We start from the raw sequence: 22179 nt of genomic DNA, 5'->3' as shown, positions 1-22179 counted from the left end.
ATTATAATTTTTAAAGGGATCCAATGACTAATTATCAATTTAAAATAGAAGAAATTATTGATAAAATCCAGAGCATGGAGGTTAAAGTAGTTGGTTTACAGTTTCCTGAAGGTCTCAAAACCCATGCAACTGATTTAGCTAGGGAAATCGAAGAAAAAACCGATTCTTTAGTATTAATATCGGGTGATCCATGTTATGGTGCATGCGATCTTTCTGACAAAGAAATGGAAGGATGCGTTGATCTGCTGATCCACTTTGGCCACACCCCCCTTCCAATTGATCAAAAAATTCCCATTCTTTATATAGAAGCACATTACCAGTTAGAATCAATTCAAATATTAAAAAAAGCATTAAAATACCTTAAAGATAAGAAAAAAATTGGTTTAGTTACTACTACTCAGCATCTGCACCTTCTGGAAGATGCTACAAAAATACTTGAGAAAAGTGGAAAGAAAGTTTTAATGAAGGAAGGTAGAGGAACTCTGAAAGGTCAAGTTTTGGGCTGTAACTTTTCATCTGTTCAAGATTTACCTGTGGATGCATTCCTTTATTTGGGCAGTGGCAATTTTCATCCACTCGGTATAAAGTTATCCACTCAGAAAACTGTTATAATCGCGGATCCTTATCTTAACCAAGTAAGGAATATAGATGAATTCACTGATAAAATTCTTCGGATACGTTTTGCAAGAATTACTCGCGCTTCTGAAGCTGAAAAATTTGGAATTCTCGTCTCTTCCAAGGAAGGACAGTCTCGGTGGGATCTTGCAAAAAATTTGAAGAAGATTATTACTAAAAGGGGTATGTCAGCGTATTTGATCATTTTAGATGAAATTACTCCTCAAAATTTAATGCCTTTTATGGATTTAGATGCCTTTGTTGTGACGGCATGTCCACGGATAGCTATAGATGATTCTAAAATGTATGAAAAACCACTTTTAACTCCTCAAGAACTGGAAATTGTGTTGGGGCTGAGAGATTGGGAAGATTATGAGATGGATGAGATTAAATACTAAGATAATGTAATCATTAACTCGTAACAAATTTCAATGAGAAGTGACCTTAACAACCATACTACAAATCATAAATTTCTCACAATTTATATACTACTTAATGTTAACTCATAAATCTTCAAATATAATCATACACAACAACAAAATAATTAACTCTGTTACAGAAACCATTAGAACTCTATAAATATACAAAAAATAATAATATTTACTGCAATCATACAAAATTTACAACAAATACTAATTCCAATTTCTCAACTTGTTTGGATCAAGATTAATAGATATTATTATCAAGTGTCATAAACTTTTAAAACTCAAATAACAGTGATGGATTTCCACGACAATTATTTATCACCACAAGTTCTTAATAATTCAAGTATACAAGTAATTGGGGTGTTTTTAAGAAAAATACTCCCAATAATTCTCCTATAATTAATTTAATCAAAAATTAGAAAAAATTCATAATATAGAATGTAAATATTACTCATAGAATGCTTAAGTAAACATTTTTAGAATAAAAATTGATTTTTATAAACTTATTTTTTTAAAATGAGGTGAATTAGATGAAAACAAAAAACGGAGATTTCGTTCTTCCTGGTGACGCATTAGGGGTCACTGAGGAGTTTCTCCCGTCAGAATGGACCTACGATGATCATGGTGATATCAGGTCCTTGGTAGCGGGGACAGTAAGCATAGACCAGAAAAACAAAAAAATATCCATCGTTCCCAAAACAAAATCCCCCGCTATTTTAAAAAAGGGGGACGTGATTTTAGGACAAATACGTGAAGTTAGAGGTCAAAGGGCTTTAGTCGATGTTGATGGTATTAAAGATAGTAAAAGAAGTCTTCCCATCACATTTTTAGGTGCCATACACATTTCACAAGCACGTAAGGGATATGTGGACAAACTAACTGATGATTTCCGTATCGGAGATCTGATACAAGCTAAAGTTACCAAAGTCATGGGAGTGGACAATGCTGATCTAACCACTGCAGAAAATGAACTTGGTGTCTTAAAGGCCATGTGCACCAACTGTCGACATTTCATGAATAAAATAGGAAAAAAAGAAGTTAAATGCCCTAATTGTGGTAGAAAAGAGACACGAAACATTTCTTCAAATTATGAGGGATAATATGAAGATTATAATGGATAAAAAGAATGAATTAGAGATTGAAATTACTGGTGAGACACACACCTTATGCAACGCCCTTAGAAAGACTCTAATGGAAGATAAAGATGTTGAAGCAGCAGCATATGTTATTGAACATCCTATTATTGGCGAGCCAAAACTGTACATAAAAGCAAAAAACCCTAAAAAATCCCTCCAAAATGCAGCTGAAATTATAAAATCAAGATGTGAAGAGTTTAAAGAACTCATAGAATCTGATGCTGATGGAAAAACTAAAAAACCAGTCAAATCGGCAAAAACTACTAAAAAATCAGCCAAGAAGACCTCCAAAAAGAAAAAATGAACTTAAAAAAATTCAGAAACATTAAGCAAGAAATAAGGATTCTGGGAGTTGATGATGCCCCTTTCACCCCCCACACTCACGAACAAGTCATGCTTGTGGGAACTGTTTTTAGGGCAGGAACTTGGTTGGATGGTGTAATAAGCACTCACATAACTATTGATGGCAACGACGCCACTGATTCTCTTATTGAAATGGTTAACAAATCCAGACACCAAGATCAGCTAGGAGTAATAATGCTGGATGGGATTACCTTTGGTGGATTTAATATAGTTGATATCAAGAAGGTATTCCAAGAAACTGGAGTGCCAGTTATAGTAATCATGCGCAGATATCCTGATTTGCCAAGTATAAAAAAAGCTTTGAAAAACTTTCATGACTGGGAAAAAAGATGGAAACGCCTTCTTGAAGCTGGAGAGATTTACCGGACTGATGAGATCCATAAAAAAGATTCCATATATATGCAGACCAGTGGAATCAGCAAGGAAGATGCACAGAAGATTGTTACTCTTTCAACAACTAGGAGCGCAATACCAGAACCTATCCGTGTTGCTCATATCATAGCTGCCGGCATAACAACTGGAGAATCAAAAGGAAATGCTTAATTTATTACAATCCAATAAATTTAAAAAAAAATGTGTTAAATCTTTTTTCCACTTCAAATTATATCATTCACAACCAAAAAAAATAAGCATTCTTGGCGTTTTCTGCATCATGATTTGAGGGGAGTGTGCATATAACCGATTCGAAACATCCTTTATTAACAGTAGATGCGGTAGTAACTGATGAAAATGGTAAAATAATATTAATCAGGAGGAAAAATACTCCTTTCCAAGGATCTTGGGCACTACCCGGCGGTTTTGTCGAGTACGGCGAAACTGTGGAAAAAGCTATATTAAGGGAAGTTAAGGAAGAAACTGGAATTTTAATAGAAATTTCGGAGTTAGTGGGTGTCTATTCCGATCCAGGGAGAGATCCGAGGGGGCACACAATTACCGTGTGCTTCTTCACTTATAAAAAAGATGGTGAACTTAAAGCAGACACAGATGCTCAAGAAGTTTCGTCGTTCACTGTTGATGATGCGCTTAAAATGGATTTAGCATTTGATCATCATGAAATATTAAAAGACGCGTTAAATAAGATTGGAATTATTGACGAAATATTAGACTAATACAATCAACAGCAGCTAAATAATCAAAAAAATAATATTGTTGCATTGACAATAATTATTTCGAATTTAAATATTATTAGGAGGATTTAAATGGAATTTTGCCCTAAATGCGGGACAGTATTGTTCCCTAAAGGGGACCGTTTCGAATGTTCATGCGGTTACCAAAAAAAGATAACCAAAGAATCACTAAGTGAATATGAAGTTTCTGAGAAAGTATCCCCCAAGGAGAATGTGATTGTAACAGGGGATAATATTAAAACTTTACCCACTACCAAAGCCATATGTCCCAAATGCGGTAATCGAGAGGCATTTTGGTGGTTGCAACAGACTAGAAGGGCTGATGAATCTGAAACCAGGTTTTTAAGATGCACAAAATGCGGACAAACTTGGCGAGAGTATGATTAAACATTTGAAGGAGACCTGTTGGAATGGAGGAAGAATCATCAAAGGTGAGCCAAGAACAGAAAACTTCTGATGAAAAATCATCAAAGGCAGTCCAATTTAACCAAAATACTAAAAGTGGATCGAATAAAAATAGCTTTTCTGTGGATTCATCAACCTCTAAAACGAAATCTTCCAAACGTTTCAGAGATTTTTTAATTGGTTCTGAATTTTTAGATTCAGAATCAGATTCTAAAAATAAATATCTTGATGAACCTCGAAAACAGAAAGTAAATCAGAAATATGAAGATAATACCCCTTCAAAGTCACAAGAATTTTATCTTCGTCAGGAATTCATGAAATTTAAGATTTATCGACACATACATTCCAAAAAAGAACAAATTATTAGAATTATTGGTGGACTAGTAGGAGTTTTATTTATAATCGCTGGAATATTATACTTGTTTGGCGGTTCAATAAGATTGGCAGATAGTGTAATATATGGTGAACGAGCAGTATTATCAGCTTTTTCAATCCTCATTGGAATCCTGATAATTGCAGGTTTATTCGGGCTCCGCTTGTTAACTGGAACTTTTCTCAAAAAAATACATTCCGAACTAGAAAAAGTGGAAGAACCGCATTCCATCAAAAAATCATCAAAAGAAAAGAAAAAATCATTCAATGAAAAAGAAAAACAAAAAAATAATATAGAAGAGAAGGATAAAAAGTAATTTAAAGGAGGATGAACATGTTCAAAGCAGTTTTAAGTGATTCTAATATTTTGAAAACCAGTTTTGATGCTATCTCATCCATTGTTGATGAAGTGCAGATGCAAGCGGACGAAGAAGGGCTCAGACTTGATGCATTAGACCGCAGTCACATCACATTTGTGCATTTGGAGTTAAAAAAAGGTTTATTTGATGAATATCAGTGTGATGAACCAATGAAGATCAACGTGGATACTGAGGAGTTGATGAAGGTATTAAAAAGAGCTAAAGCAGAGGATATGGTGGAACTCACTGTTGATGAGGGCAACCTTATAGTAACACTGGAAGGTGAAGCTCACAGAACATTCAAAATAAGGCTTATAGATATAGAATATGAAGCTCCCAGCCCACCACAACTTGAATATCCAACTGAATTCGAAGTTCCTTTTAATTTACTGAAAGATTCTATTCAAGACATAGGTATAGTTTCTGATAAAATAGCTCTTCAAGTAAATGAAGACAAATTTGCCGCCTCAGCCGAGGGAGAGTTTGGGGATGCTCAAATCGAGTACTTGCATGGGGAAAAAATAAATGAATCGGCAAAATCAATTTTTTCCCTTGAAAAAGTAAAAGAAATGTTAAAAGCAGATAAATTCTCTGAATCTGCAGTCATACGGCTGGGGAACGATATGCCTCTGAATCTTGCACTGCAAATGGCTTCTGATGAAGGTGAACTAAGTTTTCTCTTAGCTCCTAGAATTGAAAGTGAGGAATAGGGTTGGATGAGTTTTTCCAGAATTTGAGGGCGATTCAAAAGAAGGAAAGGAGTTCAGGTAGTTTATCTCCTGTGGGTGATGATTTTTACCAGGATATTTCATATTATTTCAATAAATTAATGAAAAAAATAGATAATAATCCCTTTTCATTTGAATCATACCTCCTTCGTGATGCTCAAAGAATTGTAGCTGAAATATGTGAGAGAAGAGAACACAAAATTGCAAATAGCGTTGTAATGAATGTACAACGATCTTATAAGATTTTTAAAGACTCTACAGGCGATGGAAAACCCCAAATCCCATCAAATTTAACTCCTGAAGAACAAGAACTATACAGGGAACTTTATAAGTTACTAGCAAATTATAGGCAAGATATGAGATCTCCATTGAGATCATACAGTGATAAAAAAGAGCAAGAGTTATCTTCAAAACTACCTTCTTCGAAAATGGATTCAAAAACCATGAAGGAGGATTATGATGAGTTCATTGATGACCACAATAACCATAGTGTAAATTCTTCAACGGATGTTAAGACTTCAACCGATCTTAAGATCCCTATTACTCCAAAAACAGAAGTACCTCCTGGTGTGAATGAAATTCCTCCTGAAATCCAAGATGAAATTTACAGGGAGTTTGGAAAGGAACCTTCTCGACAAGTTTCCAAGAAACCATCTGCTCACTTGCCAGAAACTAAATCAAAAGATGATAAAAACGCTTCTAATTCTGTTGATAATATTAGAAAAAAATTAAAAATCAATAAAGTTCAATCTTCAGACAAAAATCTTATCAAATCAAACGATTCAAGAGTTAATAAGCCATCAACAGAAGTTTTAATGATTCTGGATGACTTGCCCTCTATTATGGGGATTGATCATAATGTTTATGGTCCGTTCTCCCCTGGTGATATTATAACCATGCCTGTTCAAAATGCCCGCATACTAATTAAAAATCATAAGGGAAAGTCCATACAAAGGTATAAATAAACAGTGAAATATAAATAGCGAAATATAGAGTGAGGCTTTTTATAATAGTCCGAGGACCATTAATCAATTTTACAGGTCAGATGACTTATTTTTACAGCCAAAAAGGTGATTATATGAAGATTCCTAAAGAAAGGAAAACTTATTGTCCAAATTGTAAGAAACACACAATTCACACAGTTTTAGAATCAAAAAGAAGAAAAGCCAGCGAACTAAAGTGGGGTCAACGTCAGTTTCGAAGGGTGACTAGCGGGTACCGTGGGTATCCTCGTCCTTTACCTTCAGGAAACAAACCAACTAAAAAACTGGACTTAAGATACAAATGCAAAGAATGCAATAAATCTCACATCAAACGCTCCACATTCCGAGCTGGAAAAGTAGAATTCATCCAGCAGTAGGTGTATAAAATGTCAAAAAGAAAAAGTAACTTTTTAAAAGTTAAATGTGGAGATTGTGGAAACCAGCAAGTTGTTTTCGATCACGCAGCCTCCAAAGTGGAGTGCATAATCTGTGGTAAATCTCTGGTAAAATCTAAGGGTGGAAAATCAGAAATTGTTGCCCAAATAGTAGAAGTGTTGGATTAAGGTGTTGTAATGGTAAGAATGAAGCATAGATGGCCGCAAGAGGGCGATTTAGTCGTGGCCACAGTGCATAAAGTTCTCAATTATGGTGCATTCGCCAAACTTGAAGAATATCCTGGAGAAGAAGCGTTCATACACATTTCTGAAGTGTCTGCAGGATGGGTTAAGAACATTAGAGATTATGTAAGGGAAAATCAGAAAATAGTGGCTCGAGTACTGCGAGTTAACCCTAAAAAAGGGCATGTTGATGTTTCCATGAAAAGGATCCGGGAAGATCAAAGAACCCGGAAGATACAGCAATGGAAAATAGAACAAAAAGCAGAAAAACTTCTCGAATTCGCTGCAAAAAGTATAAATAAAGATTTAAATGCGGCCTATGAAGAAGTAGGCTATGAAATGATAGATGAATTTGGAGACCTTTATGGTGCATTCGAAATATCTGCTGAAGAAGGTAAAGATTCTCTTATAGAAAGAGGTATGGATGAAAAATGGGCTGCAGCCATAACTGATGTTGCCAAGAAAAACATATCTCCTCCAGAAGTACAAATCACTGGATATGTGGATATAACTTCTTACGCTCCTGATGGCGTACAGATCATCCGCAATGCTCTAAATTCCATCAACAAAGATGATGTATCAGTTCAATGTGTAGGCGCGCCACGATACAGGTTACTTGTCAAATCATCAGATTACATCACTGCAGAAACTATTCTTAAGGACGCCGCGGATAAAGCTATAGAAATTGTTTTAGAAGCTGGTGGTGAGGGTGAGTTTCACAGGGAATTAGAATGAAAATGAAAATGAGGCGGTGCCGCTCCTGTAAAGAATATACACTAAAGGATCATTGTCCTAGCTGTGGGGGTGATTTAGAAGTGGTATACCCTCCACGCTATTCTCCAGAAGATAGATATGGCAAATACAGGAGAATTCTTAAGGAACAACTCAAAGGCATTTAACTAAATAAATTCAAACAATAAATGTTGCTATTATACGCCAATTGTTTTCTAATCCCATCAATCTTTTATAAACATATTATTAGAGGATAGAAATGCTTTTTCAGAGCATTGTTATCTCCCAGGAGAGTTTAAATGAAAGAAACATTCATAAAAATGATTAAGGAAGTGGATCTTGATGATCCTATATTTATTGAAGCCCTACCTGGCCTAGGTCACGTGGGTAAACTTGTTGCAGAGCATATTATACATGAATTAGGTGCAGAAAAATTTGCTGAACTATATTCGCCATCATTCCCTCCACAAGTTTTTGTTGATGAAGAGGGTATTGTTGAGCCAATGAAAAACGAGTTTTACTATCTTAAAAACCAGGGAGAAGATGGACGTGACTTTATTTTTCTGGGAGGAAATACTCAAGGTCTCAGTCCAGAGGGACAATATGAAATATGCGGATATATACTTGATTTCGTGGAAAACTATGGTGTCAAAGAAATGTACACCCTTGGCGGGTTGGGAACTGGTCAACCTATAGAAAAACCAAAGGTTTATGGAGTTGCCACCAATAAAGAACTGGCAGAAATGCTTCAAGAACATGAAATAACTTTAAGGTCAGCTGATGGGGGAATAATCGGTGCATCAGGCCTTATTCTTGGTTTAGGGATTTCTAGGGGCATGAATGGTGTTTGTCTAATGGGTGAAACTCCTGGTTACTTCATTGACGCTGATGCATCAAAGGCAGTGCTTAAAGCATTACTGAAAATGATTAAACTAGATGTTGATGTGGCCAAGCTGGAAGAACGTGCTGAAGAAACCAGAAAAATGATCAGTAAGGCTCAACAGATGGAACGAGAAATGGTCGAGCGGATGAACATAGTTCCTGGTGAAGAAGACCTAAGATACATTGGTTAATTCACTAGCATGTTACATTTTTTCAATCGAGTTCATTCAATTTTTTCTTTTTTCAATTTATTTTAAAATATTATATTTGAATAAATGGTGAAAACTTGATTATAAGGGCTGATTTACATATTCATGGCCGTTTTTCAATGGCCACCTCGAAAAATATGACTCCTGAGTTATTATCTTCTCAGGGACGCCTTAAAGGACTTAATTTAGTTGCTACTGGAGATGCGTTCCATCTCGGATGGCTTAATATGATTGAAAAAGCCACAGAAGAGATAAATCAAGGGGTTTTTCGGATCCGAGAAACAAATAAGGCCCAAAATGAATTTCTTCAGGAGGAAATATCAGAAGGGATCATTAAAAATCCTGAAACATATCTTATTCTAACAGCTGAAGTGGAAGACTATAATCGGGTTCACCACTTGATTATTCTCCCTTCTTTTGAAACAGCCTACAATATGCGCAAAAAACTTAAGGGAAACCTTGATTCTGATGGTAGGCCAAGAATTCGCATGAGTGGTGCTGAAATACAGGAATTAGCTTGGGCAAGTGGATGCATAATGGGGCCGGCTCACGCATTCACGCCTTGGACTAGCATATATAAAGAATTTGATAGTTTAATGGACTGTTATGGCGAAATCCCTGATTTTGTAGAGCTTGGACTCTCAGCGGATGCTGGCATGGCAGATCGTATTGAAGAATTACAGGAAACACCATTCCTTACCAACTCTGACGCACACTCCCCCTGGCCCCATAGATTGGGTCGTGAGTTTAATGAAATTAACGTTAAAAATATAAGCTTCCCTGCACTGGCTCGTGCAATTCATGACCGGAAGATCACAGCAAATTATGGGTTTGACCCTAGATTGGGCAAATATTATCACACCGCCTGCACCAAATGCTATCGACAGTTCCATCCAGAAGAAGCAATACGGATGAAAATGAAATGTCCCTGTGGTGGTACCATTAAAAAAGGAGTTGACTACCGAGTTGAAGAACTGGCTACTTGGAATGAACCCCAACACCCCAATCATAGGCCACCATACATCCATATAATACCTCTGGCCGAAATAATAAGTCTTACCTATAGTAAAGGTGTCACCACTAAATTTGTTCAGAGGAAATGGCAGGAATTAATTTTGAAATTTGGTGATGAGATTTCTGTGTTGATTGATGCCCCACTGGAAAATTTAGCAGAAATTGACTCAGAACTTGCCATTAGAATACGAGCTTTTCGTGAAAAAACCCTGCAGATCAAGGCAGGTGGTGGCGGAAAATATGGGGAAATGATATTTAATACGAATGAAGAAGTTGTTGATGAAGCGCAATATAAAACTGAAAATTCTACATTAGATTCATTTATGAAATGATAAATATTTTTTTAGAAATAATTATCACGCGAAAGGTTTTTATAATTATATTCATTAATTAAATTATGAAATAAACAGGATTTTTAGTATCATCTTTCCGAATTAGAAATTGAGGTGTTCAATATATGAGTATTATGATGGAATATTCATGGTGGATTTTAGCAGTCATAATTGGTGGATTTGTACTGGTAAATACAATACTGCAAGTTATAAACAGAAATCCTGCAGAATAAATATTTTTATTTTAAAATCAAAATTTCATTTTTTTTTCATTATTGTAAACTTAATATTCTAAACAAGTTTTTCTTTATGGACTTATCAGATTAAAAACCAGCCTTCTTCCTGAAAATTAATTTCATTAATCACAAAATTTGGGTAATCACCTAAAACTCCATTTGTTGGGAAATAATCCTAAGAAGTTATGTTTATTGGAAAAAGGATTGGAACTGGTGAGATGCGTTCTCGTGGAAATGCATGGTCAAAAAATTTTTTGGAAATGTGAGAAATATCATCATTATATAAAAAAAAGAATGATTTAGCGGACCCGCCGGGATTTGAACCCGGGACCCTCAGATTAGGAGTCTGATGCCCTATCCAGGCTAGGCTACGGGCCCACTATGATTTATTTTCTATTATTATTTACCCTAATATTCAAAACATTTACTATTTTCTAATAAAAAAAGAGTACAGTAACGGACCCGCCGGGATTTGAACCCGGGACCTTCGGATTAGAAGTCCGACGCCCTATCCAACTAGGCTACGGGCCCGTATGAATTTAACTATATGCTGGAGATTCTCCTTCGCTTTGAACAGTATTTGCAAGCTCTTTAAGTCGTGATTCGATTTCTTCTGCCTCTTTTAAGAGTGGTTCGGGATTTACTTCTATGTCCAGCATCCTATTTAAAATATCTACTACACTGGCAGCAGCACGAGGATCAGGGTACTGGTTTAGAACTTCCGCAAATAAACATGTGCCTAAAATGTTACGGCTCATGCTCCTAGTTAACAGAGTTCCTGAAATTCCATTAATATTTCCAAAGGGCAGTATGGGAATATCAAGGTTCCCCAATCTTTTAAGACCTTCTGTTGAGTTAGCTGCACCTGCAACTCCGTTAGTTTTTTGACGGACTGCAATGCTATTAAGTGTCACGATTTCCTTACTATTATTTCGCTCCATCCAGTCCACAATTGTGTTTGTCATGTCATAAGTTAAGTTTGGTGGAACAACAAAGTCAGATAGGAATAGAACTATGTTATCGCTGGCATAAATCCTGAATGGATGTATTGCAACTCCTTTGTAAAGAACAGCGAGTGGGGGGAAGTATTTGGATTCTATGTGTCCAATTTCCTTCATTTTAAGCTCTTCTACCAGGAGCCATCCCACTATATTGCCAATTAGTCCTAGTTCTGGAGATCCTTCGATTACTGACGCGTTTTCAACATCTTCTGATATTATTTTACAACATTCTACTTCTGTTTCCACCATATTGACCATTAGGGTGCACCCCCCGCCCCTCCTAAATTGTTACCAGTCTGAGAGTCAATATAAATTTCACCAACCCGATTCCCATTCATCATAATTGGCACCACATAAATCTTTTTACCATTGGAATTAATAAGGGTTGGAGTTCCTGCAGTTGCTCCTTTCTGCACGATTGATTGTTGAGCAATTGCTTTAGCTTCTGAAGATGATATTTTCACATTATCACTTCCGGTTCCACTTGACTGTTGACTTGAAGATTTTGATGGGCTGAATGCAGAACTTTGGTGGCTTCCAGAATCAGTCCCATCAGAAGAACTGGATTTTTTGTCTGAATCGGGATTATGTGATGTTACTGGTTGCCATAGTCCAGGTGTGTTTGATATCTGGTAACTTGCAGCCGCCCCTCCTATTAATAGCACTATGACCACTGATATCAAAATTTTTGAGTCTATCACTCAGATCACCTCTTCACCAATTTATTCTTCTATTAAGATTATCTTTTATTTTAGTTATATGTCTTAGAAGTTATATTTAACTAATTGATTTAAGTTAATTAATATTATTTAGAGTTTTCGGGATTTAAATTAGATTAGTAGTATTTTAATTTTATATATCATTGAAGTTTAATCTTATTTACTCCAATAAAAAGAATCACGATTAATTTTTTGTAAGTTTAGTTGGAGTTCATAAGTTAGTTTATACTGCTATTTAAATTTTTCATTTTAGTTTTTAAAGAAAAGCTTATAATATTATTTAAAAGTTAGAAATAATGATGTTCTTATATAAAACTAAGAGGTGATACATTTGAGCGAACGAGTAGTTATCTCGCCTACCTCACGACAGGAAGGACACGCAGAGTTGGTTATGGAAGTCGATGATGAAGGAATAGTAACCAAGGGACGATACTTCAGTATTACTCCCGTTAGAGGTTTAGAAAAGATGTTAACAGGTAAAGCCCCAGAATCCGCACCTGTATATTCGCAGAGGATCTGTGGTGTGTGCCCTATACCCCACACCTTGGCTTCAGTAGAAGCTATGGATGATTCATTAGGTATAGAAATACCCAAAGCAGCAAGACAATTAAGGGAAATCACATTAGCTGCCCATGACATCAACAGTCACGCAATACACCAATTTCTAATAGCTCCTGATGTCGTGCCAGATGACCTTATGGTCACAGCAATAAATTCAGTATCTGAAATCAGGAAAACTGTCCAAATGGTAGTGGACATGGTTGCTGGAGAAGGAATTCACCCATCCGATGTTCGGATCGGTGGAATGGCCCGTAACATAAGTGAAGTTGCAAGAAAAAGACTATATGCAAGATGTAAACAACTCAAACCAAAATTAGACGCCCACGTCGAATTAATTATTGGTTTAGTCGCAGACAAAGGATTCCCAGAAGGTTTAGGTGTAACAAACGCACCAACACTGGCCACTGATGTACTATATGGTGACCGGGAAAACTTCGATCTTGACAGATTCACAGAAATCATGCCAGAAAGCTGGTATGACGACCCAGAAATAGCCAAAAGAGCCTGTTCAACAATTCCATTATATGATGGAAGAAATGTTGAAGTAGGTCCAAGGGCCAGGTTAGCCACTTATGGTGATTTCAAAGAAAGAGGTGTTGTTGCTCAGCACGTAGCCAGAGCATTAGAGCAGAAGATGGCATTATCAAAAATAATAGATTTACTGGCTGAATTAGACACTTCTGCACCTGTAATGGCTGATTACGATGTTAGAGGTACTAACAAGCTGGGGGTAGGTGCTATTGAAGGACCACGTGGAATGGACGTTCACATGGCACAAGTTGCTAATGGTAAAACCCAGTTCTACAGTTGTCTGGTACCAACCACTTGGAACATACCTACTATGGGTATTGCAACCGAAGGATTCCACCACGAATTCGGACCTCACGTCATCCGAGCCTACGATCCATGTCTTTCCTGCGCGACTCACATGATCGTAATTGACGACGAAGACAGGAGCATTCTCAAAGACGAGATGGTCAGGATTTAGGGAAAAGCATGCCATACACTGCAGAGATAATCGTGGTCGGATGCGGAAACATCTTATTTGCAGATGACGGATTCGGACCAGAAGTGATAAAGGCACTTGGAGAATACTCTAAGGAAAAACCCCTACCAGAGAATGTTATGATCATAGATGCAGGTACTGGTGGTCCCCACTTTGTTTTCAGTCTTCCTCATGAAGAATGGAAAAAAATGATTGTGGTGGACGTTGTACAATTTAATGCAGAACCAGGAACCCTTCGCAAATTCAGTGTGGACGAAATACCAAAAGGTTCATATGAAAATGTGCATTCATGGCCAGTTACTGAGCCATTACATGACTTGGCAAAAACTTGTGAAGTTATGGTAATTGGATGCCAGCCGGAACATATCTCTGCCCCCGATGTTGAAATGGGGTTAACTAAAAGTGTGGAAGATGCTATTCCCCAGGCCATTAAGATGATATTAAAGGAAATAGGGGTTAGTTAATGTCAATATTAGCCCGCATAAAATCGTTTTTAGGAATGGAGGCAAAACCAGACGATAAAGCTTCTAAAGAGGAGGTTGAAAAAGTGGCTGAAGAAAAAGCTAAACCAAAAATAGGATACGTTCACTTGAGTGGATGTACCGGAGATGTAATCTCGTTAACTGAAAACTACGACATATTAGCACCTTTACTAACTGAAATGGTGGATGTAGTTTACGGACAAACCCTGGTAGACCTATGGGAAATGCCAGAAATGGACATAGCCTTGGTCGAGGGATCATGTTGTTTACAAGATGAACACAGTGTGAAAGAACTAATGGAAGTAAGGGAAAAAGCAAACTTAGTAGTGGCCTTCGGGTCCTGCGCAGCAACAGGTTGTTTCACCCGTTACTCCCGAGGAGGACAACAAGCACAACCAAACCACGAATCATTCGTGCCAATTGCTGACCTTGTTAAAGTGGATTTAGCCATACCTGGCTGCCCACCATCACCAGAAATAATTGCCAAAGTTGTAGTAGCTGCTATAAATGGTGACATGGACTACTTAGCACCTATGATGGATCTGGCAGGATACACTGAAGCATGTGGATGTGACTTGCAGACTAAAGTGGTCAACCAAGCCTTATGTGTAGGGTGTGGAACATGTGCCATGGCTTGCCAGACCAGAGCCCTAAGCATGACCAACGGACGACCTGAACTTAACGAAAACCGCTGTATTAAATGTGGAATCTGTTATGTGCAGTGCCCACGAAGTTGGTGGCCTGCTGACAGGATCCAACAGGACTTAGGGTTATAGGAGGTGAAAAAATGGTATTAGGAACCTACAAAGAAGTTGTTGCAGCAAGATCAACTGACAAACAGATCCAAAAAATAGCCCAAGACGGAGGTATAGTATCCGGATTATTCTGCTATGCTCTGGATGAAGGATTAATCGATGGAGCAGTGGTAGCAGGACCAACTGATGTCATGTGGAAACCAGAACCAATGGTAGCATTAACCTCAGATGAGATACTGGCTGCTGCTGGAACCAAATACACATTCTCTCCTAACGTATGGATGCTCAAAGAAGCAGTCCGACAGTACGGTCTGGAGAAAGTTGGAACCGTAGCTATACCTTGTCAGAGTATGGGAATCCGAAAAATGCAGTCTTATCCATTTGGTGTGAGATTCCTAGCAGATAAAATAGCCTTAACCTTAGGTATTTTCTGTATGGAAAACTTCCCATATGAATCATTAAGGACTTTCATTTCGGAGAAAGCAGGTGTTGACTTTGACTTAGTGGAAAAAATGGACATAGGTAAAGGTAAATTCTGGATAGAAACTGCCGATCAGACTCTGACCATACCACTGAAAGAAACTCATGGTTACGAACAAAACGCATGTAAAGTCTGCTTGGACTATGTATGCGAATTAACTGACGTGTCAACTGGTTCAGTAGGAACACCTGACGGCTGGTCCACGGTATTTGTCAGAACTGATGCTGGTGAAACAGTATTCAAGCAAGCAGTTGAAGCTGGACTCATTGAAACCAAATCAATGGATGATGTGAAACCAGGTTTAGGTCTTCTAGAAAAACTGGCAACTGACAAGAAAACCAAAGCCATGAAAGTCATCGATGAAAGGAAAGCCATGGGCTTACCTGTGCCATATAAAGGCAGCGGCGAAAAAGAAGACCCACTAGCTAACGTCTAAGGGATTTACATCCCATTTTTTCTCTTTTTTATTTTTAGATCTTTCTTTTGTATTTATAAATTCTATAAATGCTTATTATTCTGATACATCTCAAATTTCTACCTCTCTTAAACGTTATAACTTATAATATTGAATTCGTAATCTTTTCGTGTTTTTTAATTTTATTCTCCAAACAAGATTTGATATTTCTTGAAATAGGTTTGTAATGATTTAATGGGAAAGTATTATAGTAATAATGTTACATATATGGTTTGTAGAATGGGGATGTGATAAAATGGACATAATTTTAATTTCTGGGGCAATGTTTTTGGCATATGCGGGGATGATTATTCTTTACTACCGTTTAAGATCACAAGAAAAAGGAAAAAAGATATCAAAATTAATGTTGGAGGGTGTCATGAATCTTAGGCGTGGTGGTTATGATAAAGCTGCAACTTATTTTAAAATAGCATACGAATATTCTGAGGAGATAAATGACCAAAAACACATGGCGGAAGCTCTCTACAACATGGGATTAGTTTGCAAGGAACAAAACGATACTGAAAATGCTGTTTACTTCTTTCAAGAGGCTTCAAAAATATATGAGGGTATTGAAGATTATACTGGGAGAGACAAAGCGCATAACACTGTAATTTCACTTAAACAATAAATATGGGCTTTTATAATTTATGCAGAAGTGAAATAGTTTGCTATTATTCAGTTGTAATTATGCAACCATCTGACTCTACAATTACGGTGTGTTCAGCTTGGGCTACCCTGGCACCACTTTTCTCACGAAGCACATGGTAGGGGTAGATTGCCCTGGAAGAAATAAGTTGTCTCATAGCCAAATTAACTTTTCGGATTTTTGAATCTTCTTCCAACCATCTTTGAGCGAAAGGAAGATTTTTATAATCTTTTTTTATAATGTTAAGTAATTTCCGTGATTCAACTAAGCGTAAAGGCCGGTCACGAAGAAACTTATAAATGAATGTTTCTTTCATGTCTCCAACCATGCCAACACCGTCTGTAACAAATGGTTCGATGGCTAAAACATCCCCTTCTTCTATTATTTGTTTATTTTCATCATTAACATTTGGTACAGATAAGCCAGAGTGCAGATTCCACTGATCTAGGCTGTGACCAGTAAGATTAGCCACAGGTAAAAAACCTTGGGATTTTACATATTCTTCAACCGCTTTTCCAATTTCACCCAGAACTGCACCATCTCGGACGTGGCTAATTGCCAGATTAAGAGCTTCATTTGCAGTTTCTATCAGTTCCAACTCCTTTTCTCTAGTATAAATCCTTTCCCCAGACTGGTATGGACCTTCACCAGAGCCCACAATCACCGTGGTTGCCGAATCAGCTATGAAACCATTAATATGGGCGCCTAAATCAATTTTAACCATATCTCCATCTTTAATAATCGTTGTATCTCCTGGTGGGGAGGTATAATGGGCGGTAACCTCATTAATTGATATATTACATGGAAAAGCAGGTAACCCTCCTCTTTTTACAATTTCTGATTCAATGAGATTTATTAAACTTAAAACCTTCATCCCTTCATGCACTTCTTTAACTGCAAGTTCTCTGACTTCTTTTACAATTTTACCTGCTTTTTGGTACATATCTATCATGTAATCACACTATTATTACAGTAATATATTAATCTCTATTATTTGGGGGTTATCAACAATTATTCTGGACTAAATCACTCATCCACCTATTATGAATAGTTTGTATTCTTCCAAAATACTATAAAACATAGATAATAAGCTTTATCATAAAGCATTAATTATATAAATGTACATATTTATATGTAACTTTCATCTGTTAGTCGATAAGTATAGGGTACTTATAATTGATTTCTATAATTTGTTGGCAAGCAGATGATTCAAGTGACTTTAAGTAGATAAGGTTTAATCACCGATTTACCTTTAAAAGCTTTAAAGAAATTGTTCGAGTGTACACAAATTAGCATATTGAAACGCATAAATAAGGGGGAATATCATGGCAGATGCTATAAGCATTCCACAGAACATTTTTTTACTTATTATTGCGGTAATAGCATTAGTTGCAATAATAGTAATTGTTATGCAATGGAGAAAAGTTAGAGAAGCCCAGAGTAATGTAATATTCCTTGAAAAACAAGCTGAACTTAAGAAAATAGAACTTGTTGAAAGGGATTTAGAATCTAAACGTCTAATGGAAAATGTAATACCACTCCCAAAGGACCAGCAAGAGAGACTTTCTCAGATCAGGGGAGAAACATCAAAAATGATGCAAAAAGTTGGATTTCTCCATAGTGAAATTAACGAGAGAGTAACCCGCCTAGAAACTAGAGCTGAATACGAAAAACTTCAAAAACTTTTAGATGAAATTGATAAAAAGGAAAAACAGATTGAAAAGAAGGGGAAAGTATAAAAGGGGGAAATGATCAATGACTCCATTAGAAGTATTTGCAATTCTTGTTTTGGTAAGTGCTATAGTTATACTTTTATATTATTATTTACAGGATAATCGGAAACTTAATTTGGGCCAAGTGAAAAGTGATGCAGTTAATTTAGGTGAAAGAGTATATGGTGAGGCTAATAATTTAGGTGATAAAGTTCAAGGCGGTGCCAGTAACTTGGGTGAAAAAGTTTCTGGAGAAAGATCTATGTCAGGAATGGGTGAAAGATTAAATGTTTCAGGAGTAAGTGAGAAGGTTTCAGGAATGGGTGAAAAACTTAAAGGCAGGGTTAACGTACCCATCAGCACTGATAACTTATCTCATCGCATCGATATTTTCCTCAATGAACAGAGTGATCAGTTAATTGCAGACTGGGATTTGGCCACTAAAAAAGACTTGACTGTATTAGAAAAACGTTTTAAAGTAGTTTCAATGGACATAGAGACTTTGGAAAAACGTTTCAACGAATACAGTAGCACAACAAACAAAAAACTGAAAAACATTGAAGAACGATTGGAAAAACTGGAAAACCCTGAAGAATAATCCAATCATAAAATAAGAGTATTATATGGGGAATTATTAGTTCATTTTTTGCATTATATTTCTTAATTTTTATCTACATTACCTTAGTAAAGTGAGATAAAACATTTTGAAGATGATAAAATTACGTTAACTTGTAATAGAATCAATTAAATCGAATATGAGGGAATTACCAAAAAAAGATTGATGGAAACCTTTATATACCTAAAAATTCAACAGTGATAGTACAGCGGGGTGGGGTAGTCTGGTGATCCCGCGGGGCTCATAACCCCGAGAGCCCTAGTTCAAATCTAGGCCCCGCTACTCATTTTTTAATGGCCAGCCGAAGGGCAGCTAACGGTTTCTGCGGATATTTTGTCTGTAGTTTAAACTGAGGAAACTCCACCCATCATACAGAACCGTGATGTCATAAGACATCTGCTGAGAAGCAGGACTCTGGAGCAGAAACGACACGTCTTTTGGTGGATGAACATGATGATCCGTCTGATTGACACCAAAAGGATCGGTGAAACGGCTAATCTACGGGATGCAAGGGTAAACACTGCCAGTGAAAACTGTATGAGGCAGAGGTAACCCGCATAGATGAATGCTGCCAAGAACAGAAGGTGGGTTACTCTCGGCAGGCCATTTTTCAATAGTATTATTAAAACAAGAAATCTTTCTTTCTATCCTTAAATAAAAAAATATGGAAAAAAAATTGTTTTTAAATTAATCTTTCTGGAAAAACATAATGATTCCAGTTAAAAGTAACCATAAACCGATAAGTTCGCCTAACCAGAATGGATCTTGTAGTATATGTCCAAATAGAAGGTAAATTAATCCTATAATTATGGCTACAACTCCGTTCCAACGACTACCACCAGTTTTAGTAAACGTGGCCACTATCCCCACGATGATCAGGAACAAACCTGCCATAGTAACTAATAATCCTGCGACAAAACTGAATAGATCAGAGTTTAGTATGAATCCAAGACCCAAAACCAAGGCCATGATCCCTAAAACAATTTCAAGAAGTCCTAAGCCACGGTTAATTTCCCTATCCGGAAAACCTGCAAGTATAAATCCTATACCTAAAAATACTACTCCTAGTCCTGTTAGAATACTAAGTGGAATTAATCCCAAGAGTGGAACGGCCAATACGATTATACCTAGAATTATCAGCACAATAGCCATGGTATTTTTCTGCATATTAATTCCTCCCTTATAAAAACTTTTATTAAATTATATTTTCTTTTTAATTTATATTAAATTTTTTTATCATCTCCTATTTCTATATGAACTTGAAATATCTGGAATTATTTTTTGAATTTTAAATAAAATCTAAGATTTTTCATAAGTAAAATGTGGTCATCAATTTTTCACTCGAATATCATCAGAAAAAAGGTTTAAAAAGTCAAATTAGATGAAATTCATTAATCATTTTTTAAAATCGTCATAAACTCGTAAAGACTTGGATAAAGCAGTGCTTTCGGTTATGGATGCTCCAATAATTATAGCAAGGAGGAGTTCTTCATTAGAGGCTCCGAGCTCTTTGGCCACTTCCAAATGGGTAGCAAGACAGTGAGGCGATCCCATGGCAGCAGCTGCCCCAATAGACACGAATTCTTTTGTAAGTGGCGGTAAACTATCATCTGCCATCATAAATTCAGCTTTATCGAAGAATACCTTTAAAGCAACTGGATTTTCAGATAAAACTTGGAATATTTTGGGCACGAAACCAAAATAATCTTTAACCTTTTCCAATATGAGTGTTACATTTATATCCTTATTTTCCTTAGCACACATTTTTTCCCAACCACATCTAAAGCTAATTTACAATGCTGCAGAACAGTAAATAGGAGTTAACCTTGATAAAATAAATAGTTTTTCTTCTACAAGCTCAATTATTGGAAAGGAAAATAAAAAATATGTTTATATAATTTTTTTAGTGACTGATGACATCTTTCACTTTATCAAAAAATCCTTTCTCTTCGTTGTAAATCTCATCACCACTTATATTGGCAAATTCTTCCAGGAGTTCTTTTTGTTGTGGGCTGAGTTTTTTAGGAGTTACTACTTTTACTTTCACGTATAAATTTCCTTTTCCGTTCCAGCGTAGGTGGGGTAGTCCAAAACCTTTTATTCGGAATGATGTCCCAGTTTGAGTTCCTTCAGGTATTTTGAGCTCTACTGTCCCGTCAATAGTGGGGACTTCAACTTTATCACCTAATGTTGCCTGAACAAAACTAATTGGTTTTTCGTAGTGTAGATTTGCCCCTTCTCGCTTGAAATATTTGTGTGGTCTCACTCTAATAAGAACGTAAAGATCTCCTGGCGGCCCTCCTCGGTTACCAACATCACCTTCACCTGGAACGCGTAGGCGAGATCCATCTTCTACTCCTGGTGGTATTTTAACATTTATGGTGCTTTTTTGTTTGACAATACCTCTACCATGGCATTCATGGCAAGGACTATCAATTATTTTCCCTTCACCATGGCAAGTGTTACAGGGCCGGATAGTGGCAAACTGTCCTAATGGAGTGTTTTGAACGTGGCGAACTTGACCACTACCTCCACAAGTATCACAAGTTCGACTTTCTGTCCCTGGCTCGGCTTTTGAACCGTTACATCGTGGACAAGTTTTTTTATTGGGGACTTGGATATCCTTTTCCAGTCCATGGGCTGCTTCTTCCAAGGTGATTTTCATTTCATATAAAACATCATTTCCCTGCTGAGGTCCGTTTCGGCGGCTTCCTCCAAATCCAAAAAGATCAAATATGCTTTCAAAGCCAGTACCGCCTCCACCATGATTTCCTCCAAAGCCAAAGCCACGGAATATATCTTCAAAGTTAATATTGTTAAATATATCTTCCTGACTGAATCCGCCCATTCCAGCATGACCATACTGGTCATAAGTGTTTTTTTTCTCATCATCAGAGAGTACAGCATAGGCTTCGCTGATTTCTTTAAATTTTTCACCTGCTTCAGGGTCTTCGCTAACATCAGGATGATATTCCATTGCCAATTTACGATAGGCCTTTTTAATATCTTTTTTAGTAGCTCCCTTCTCCACTCCTAGGACTTCGTAGTAATCTCGCTTCTCTGCCATGAATAATCTTCCTTAAATACTCTGATTACTTTTCTTACGCATTGTTTAGTAATTGTAGATGAATGATGATGTACAAAACCAATTTACGACATATTATGAATTGATCATTATAATTATGAGTGTTATTAATTTGATTATTTC

The 22179-nt window shown here is 36.7% G+C and carries 28 protein-coding genes, 3 tRNA genes and 1 other RNA gene; 24 read left to right on the top strand and 8 right to left on the bottom strand.

Annotated elements, in window-relative coordinates:
* Positions 1-23: 23 nt before the first annotated feature.
* The 15 genes from dph2 (at position 24) to GXZ72_01770 (ending at position 10299) form a co-directional block, all read left to right on the top strand.
* Entirely contained in the window at positions 24-1013 is a 990-nt protein-coding gene (gene dph2, locus GXZ72_01840) for a diphthamide biosynthesis enzyme Dph2 (GenBank protein HHT18291.1), read from the top strand.
* 557 nt (positions 1014-1570) lie between these two features.
* Positions 1571-2140, top strand: coding sequence for an exosome complex RNA-binding protein Csl4 (locus GXZ72_01835; GenBank protein HHT18290.1), 570 nt, complete (start codon positions 1571-1573; stop codon positions 2138-2140).
* A gap of 1 nt (position 2141) precedes the next feature.
* Positions 2142-2480, top strand: a complete 339-nt coding sequence (locus tag GXZ72_01830; protein HHT18289.1) for a DNA-directed RNA polymerase subunit L — start codon at positions 2142-2144, stop codon at positions 2478-2480.
* On the top strand, positions 2477-3082 hold the full coding sequence (locus GXZ72_01825; GenBank protein HHT18288.1) for a DUF99 family protein: 606 nt from the start codon (positions 2477-2479) through the stop codon (positions 3080-3082). Before GXZ72_01830 ends, GXZ72_01825 begins: the two co-directional genes overlap by 4 nt.
* Before the next feature lie 125 nt (positions 3083-3207).
* Entirely contained in the window at positions 3208-3648 is a 441-nt protein-coding gene (locus tag GXZ72_01820) for an NUDIX hydrolase (GenBank protein ID HHT18287.1), read from the top strand.
* A 90-nt stretch (positions 3649-3738) separates the two neighbouring features.
* Positions 3739-4053 (top strand): transcription factor S, encoded by a 315-nt coding sequence (locus GXZ72_01815; GenBank protein ID HHT18286.1) that lies wholly within the window; start codon positions 3739-3741, stop codon positions 4051-4053.
* Positions 4054-4076: 23 nt separating this feature from the next.
* The gene (locus tag GXZ72_01810; protein HHT18285.1) at positions 4077-4760 is read left to right on the top strand and encodes a CvpA family protein; all 684 of its coding nucleotides are present in this window, start codon (positions 4077-4079) and stop codon (positions 4758-4760) included.
* A 17-nt stretch (positions 4761-4777) separates the two neighbouring features.
* A complete protein-coding gene (gene pcn, locus GXZ72_01805; GenBank protein ID HHT18284.1) occupies positions 4778-5512 on the top strand; it encodes a proliferating cell nuclear antigen (pcna) in 735 nt (244 codons plus the stop codon).
* Between the two features lie 2 nt (positions 5513-5514).
* On the top strand, positions 5515-6495 hold the full coding sequence (locus tag GXZ72_01800) for a DNA replication complex GINS family protein (protein ID HHT18283.1): 981 nt from the start codon (positions 5515-5517) through the stop codon (positions 6493-6495).
* A gap of 113 nt (positions 6496-6608) precedes the next feature.
* Positions 6609-6890: a 50S ribosomal protein L44e gene (locus tag GXZ72_01795; GenBank protein ID HHT18282.1), complete on the top strand. Its 282-nt coding sequence runs from the start codon at positions 6609-6611 to the stop codon at positions 6888-6890.
* 9 nt (positions 6891-6899) lie between these two features.
* The gene (locus GXZ72_01790; GenBank protein HHT18281.1) at positions 6900-7076 is read left to right on the top strand and encodes a 30S ribosomal protein S27e; all 177 of its coding nucleotides are present in this window, start codon (positions 6900-6902) and stop codon (positions 7074-7076) included.
* A 9-nt stretch (positions 7077-7085) separates the two neighbouring features.
* Positions 7086-7865, top strand: a complete 780-nt coding sequence (locus tag GXZ72_01785) for a translation initiation factor IF-2 subunit alpha (protein ID HHT18280.1) — start codon at positions 7086-7088, stop codon at positions 7863-7865.
* A complete protein-coding gene (locus GXZ72_01780; GenBank protein HHT18279.1) occupies positions 7862-8029 on the top strand; it encodes an RNA-protein complex protein Nop10 in 168 nt (55 codons plus the stop codon). The genes GXZ72_01785 and GXZ72_01780 overlap by 4 nt, the downstream gene beginning before the upstream one ends.
* Positions 8030-8161: 132 nt before the next feature.
* The gene (locus GXZ72_01775; GenBank protein ID HHT18278.1) at positions 8162-8935 is read left to right on the top strand and encodes a proteasome assembly chaperone family protein; all 774 of its coding nucleotides are present in this window, start codon (positions 8162-8164) and stop codon (positions 8933-8935) included.
* 95 nt (positions 8936-9030) lie between these two features.
* Complete coding sequence (locus GXZ72_01770) at positions 9031-10299, top strand: TIGR00375 family protein (GenBank protein ID HHT18277.1); 1269 nt, start codon at positions 9031-9033, stop codon at positions 10297-10299.
* 539 nt (positions 10300-10838) lie between these two features.
* Here GXZ72_01770 and GXZ72_01765 read toward each other — a convergent pair.
* From GXZ72_01765 to GXZ72_01750, 4 genes are all read right to left on the bottom strand, one after another.
* A tRNA-Arg gene (locus GXZ72_01765) sits at positions 10839-10913 on the bottom strand.
* Between the two features lie 79 nt (positions 10914-10992).
* Positions 10993-11066 (bottom strand) — tRNA-Arg (locus GXZ72_01760).
* 8 nt (positions 11067-11074) lie between these two features.
* Positions 11075-11794 carry a proteasome assembly chaperone family protein gene (locus GXZ72_01755; protein ID HHT18276.1) on the bottom strand — a complete coding sequence of 240 codons (720 nt, stop codon included), beginning with the start codon at positions 11792-11794 and terminating at the stop codon, positions 11075-11077.
* A complete protein-coding gene (locus GXZ72_01750; protein ID HHT18275.1) occupies positions 11794-12237 on the bottom strand; it encodes a peptidase propeptide domain-containing protein in 444 nt (147 codons plus the stop codon). Before GXZ72_01750 ends, GXZ72_01755 begins: the two co-directional genes overlap by 1 nt.
* 349 nt (positions 12238-12586) lie before the next feature.
* Here GXZ72_01750 and frhA point away from each other — a divergent pair, with 349 nt between their 5' ends.
* The 5 genes from frhA (at position 12587) to GXZ72_01725 (ending at position 16625) form a co-directional block, all read left to right on the top strand.
* Positions 12587-13804 carry a coenzyme F420 hydrogenase subunit alpha gene (frhA, locus tag GXZ72_01745; GenBank protein HHT18274.1) on the top strand — a complete coding sequence of 406 codons (1218 nt, stop codon included), beginning with the start codon at positions 12587-12589 and terminating at the stop codon, positions 13802-13804.
* An 8-nt stretch (positions 13805-13812) separates the two neighbouring features.
* Positions 13813-14286: a coenzyme F420-reducing hydrogenase, FrhD protein gene (gene frhD, locus GXZ72_01740; protein ID HHT18273.1), complete on the top strand. Its 474-nt coding sequence runs from the start codon at positions 13813-13815 to the stop codon at positions 14284-14286.
* On the top strand, positions 14286-15080 hold the full coding sequence (frhG, locus tag GXZ72_01735) for a coenzyme F420 hydrogenase subunit gamma (protein ID HHT18272.1): 795 nt from the start codon (positions 14286-14288) through the stop codon (positions 15078-15080). Before frhD ends, frhG begins: the two co-directional genes overlap by 1 nt.
* An 11-nt stretch (positions 15081-15091) precedes the next feature.
* Positions 15092-15976, top strand: a complete 885-nt coding sequence (gene frhB, locus GXZ72_01730; GenBank protein ID HHT18271.1) for a coenzyme F420 hydrogenase subunit beta — start codon at positions 15092-15094, stop codon at positions 15974-15976.
* A gap of 274 nt (positions 15977-16250) precedes the next feature.
* Entirely contained in the window at positions 16251-16625 is a 375-nt protein-coding gene (locus GXZ72_01725; GenBank protein HHT18270.1) for a tetratricopeptide repeat protein, read from the top strand.
* 43 nt (positions 16626-16668) lie between these two features.
* Here GXZ72_01725 and GXZ72_01720 read toward each other — a convergent pair whose 3' ends face one another.
* Positions 16669-17595, bottom strand: coding sequence for a type II methionyl aminopeptidase (locus tag GXZ72_01720; GenBank protein HHT18269.1), 927 nt, complete (start codon positions 17593-17595; stop codon positions 16669-16671).
* Between the two features lie 373 nt (positions 17596-17968).
* Here GXZ72_01720 and GXZ72_01715 point away from each other — a divergent pair, with 373 nt between their 5' ends.
* From GXZ72_01715 to rnpB, 4 genes are all read left to right on the top strand, one after another.
* Positions 17969-18382, top strand: a complete 414-nt coding sequence (locus GXZ72_01715) for a hypothetical protein (GenBank protein ID HHT18268.1) — start codon at positions 17969-17971, stop codon at positions 18380-18382.
* Positions 18383-18398: 16 nt separating this feature from the next.
* Positions 18399-18953: a hypothetical protein gene (locus GXZ72_01710; GenBank protein HHT18267.1), complete on the top strand. Its 555-nt coding sequence runs from the start codon at positions 18399-18401 to the stop codon at positions 18951-18953.
* Between the two features lie 225 nt (positions 18954-19178).
* A tRNA-Met gene (locus tag GXZ72_01705) sits at positions 19179-19253 on the top strand.
* A 14-nt stretch (positions 19254-19267) separates the two neighbouring features.
* Positions 19268-19575: RNase P RNA component (rnpB, locus tag GXZ72_01700), an RNA gene on the top strand.
* Positions 19576-19658: 83 nt separating this feature from the next.
* On the opposite strand, the gene GXZ72_01695 is transcribed toward rnpB, so the two are convergent.
* The 3 genes from GXZ72_01695 to dnaJ all read right to left on the bottom strand — a co-directional run bounded on the left by GXZ72_01695 (position 19659) and on the right by dnaJ (position 22038).
* A complete protein-coding gene (locus GXZ72_01695; GenBank protein HHT18266.1) occupies positions 19659-20138 on the bottom strand; it encodes a DUF308 domain-containing protein in 480 nt (159 codons plus the stop codon).
* A 228-nt stretch (positions 20139-20366) separates the two neighbouring features.
* Positions 20367-20735 carry a carboxymuconolactone decarboxylase family protein gene (locus GXZ72_01690; protein ID HHT18265.1) on the bottom strand — a complete coding sequence of 123 codons (369 nt, stop codon included), beginning with the start codon at positions 20733-20735 and terminating at the stop codon, positions 20367-20369.
* A gap of 139 nt (positions 20736-20874) precedes the next feature.
* Positions 20875-22038: a molecular chaperone DnaJ gene (dnaJ, locus tag GXZ72_01685; protein ID HHT18264.1), complete on the bottom strand. Its 1164-nt coding sequence runs from the start codon at positions 22036-22038 to the stop codon at positions 20875-20877.
* Positions 22039-22179: the final 141 nt, after the last annotated feature.

This window comes from Methanobacterium sp. (genome assembly GCA_012838205.1).
Taxonomy (GTDB): Archaea; Methanobacteriota; Methanobacteria; order Methanobacteriales; family Methanobacteriaceae; genus Methanobacterium.
The sequence above is the reverse complement of the archived record's forward strand: the minus strand, read 5'-3'. Positions and strand labels throughout refer to the sequence as shown.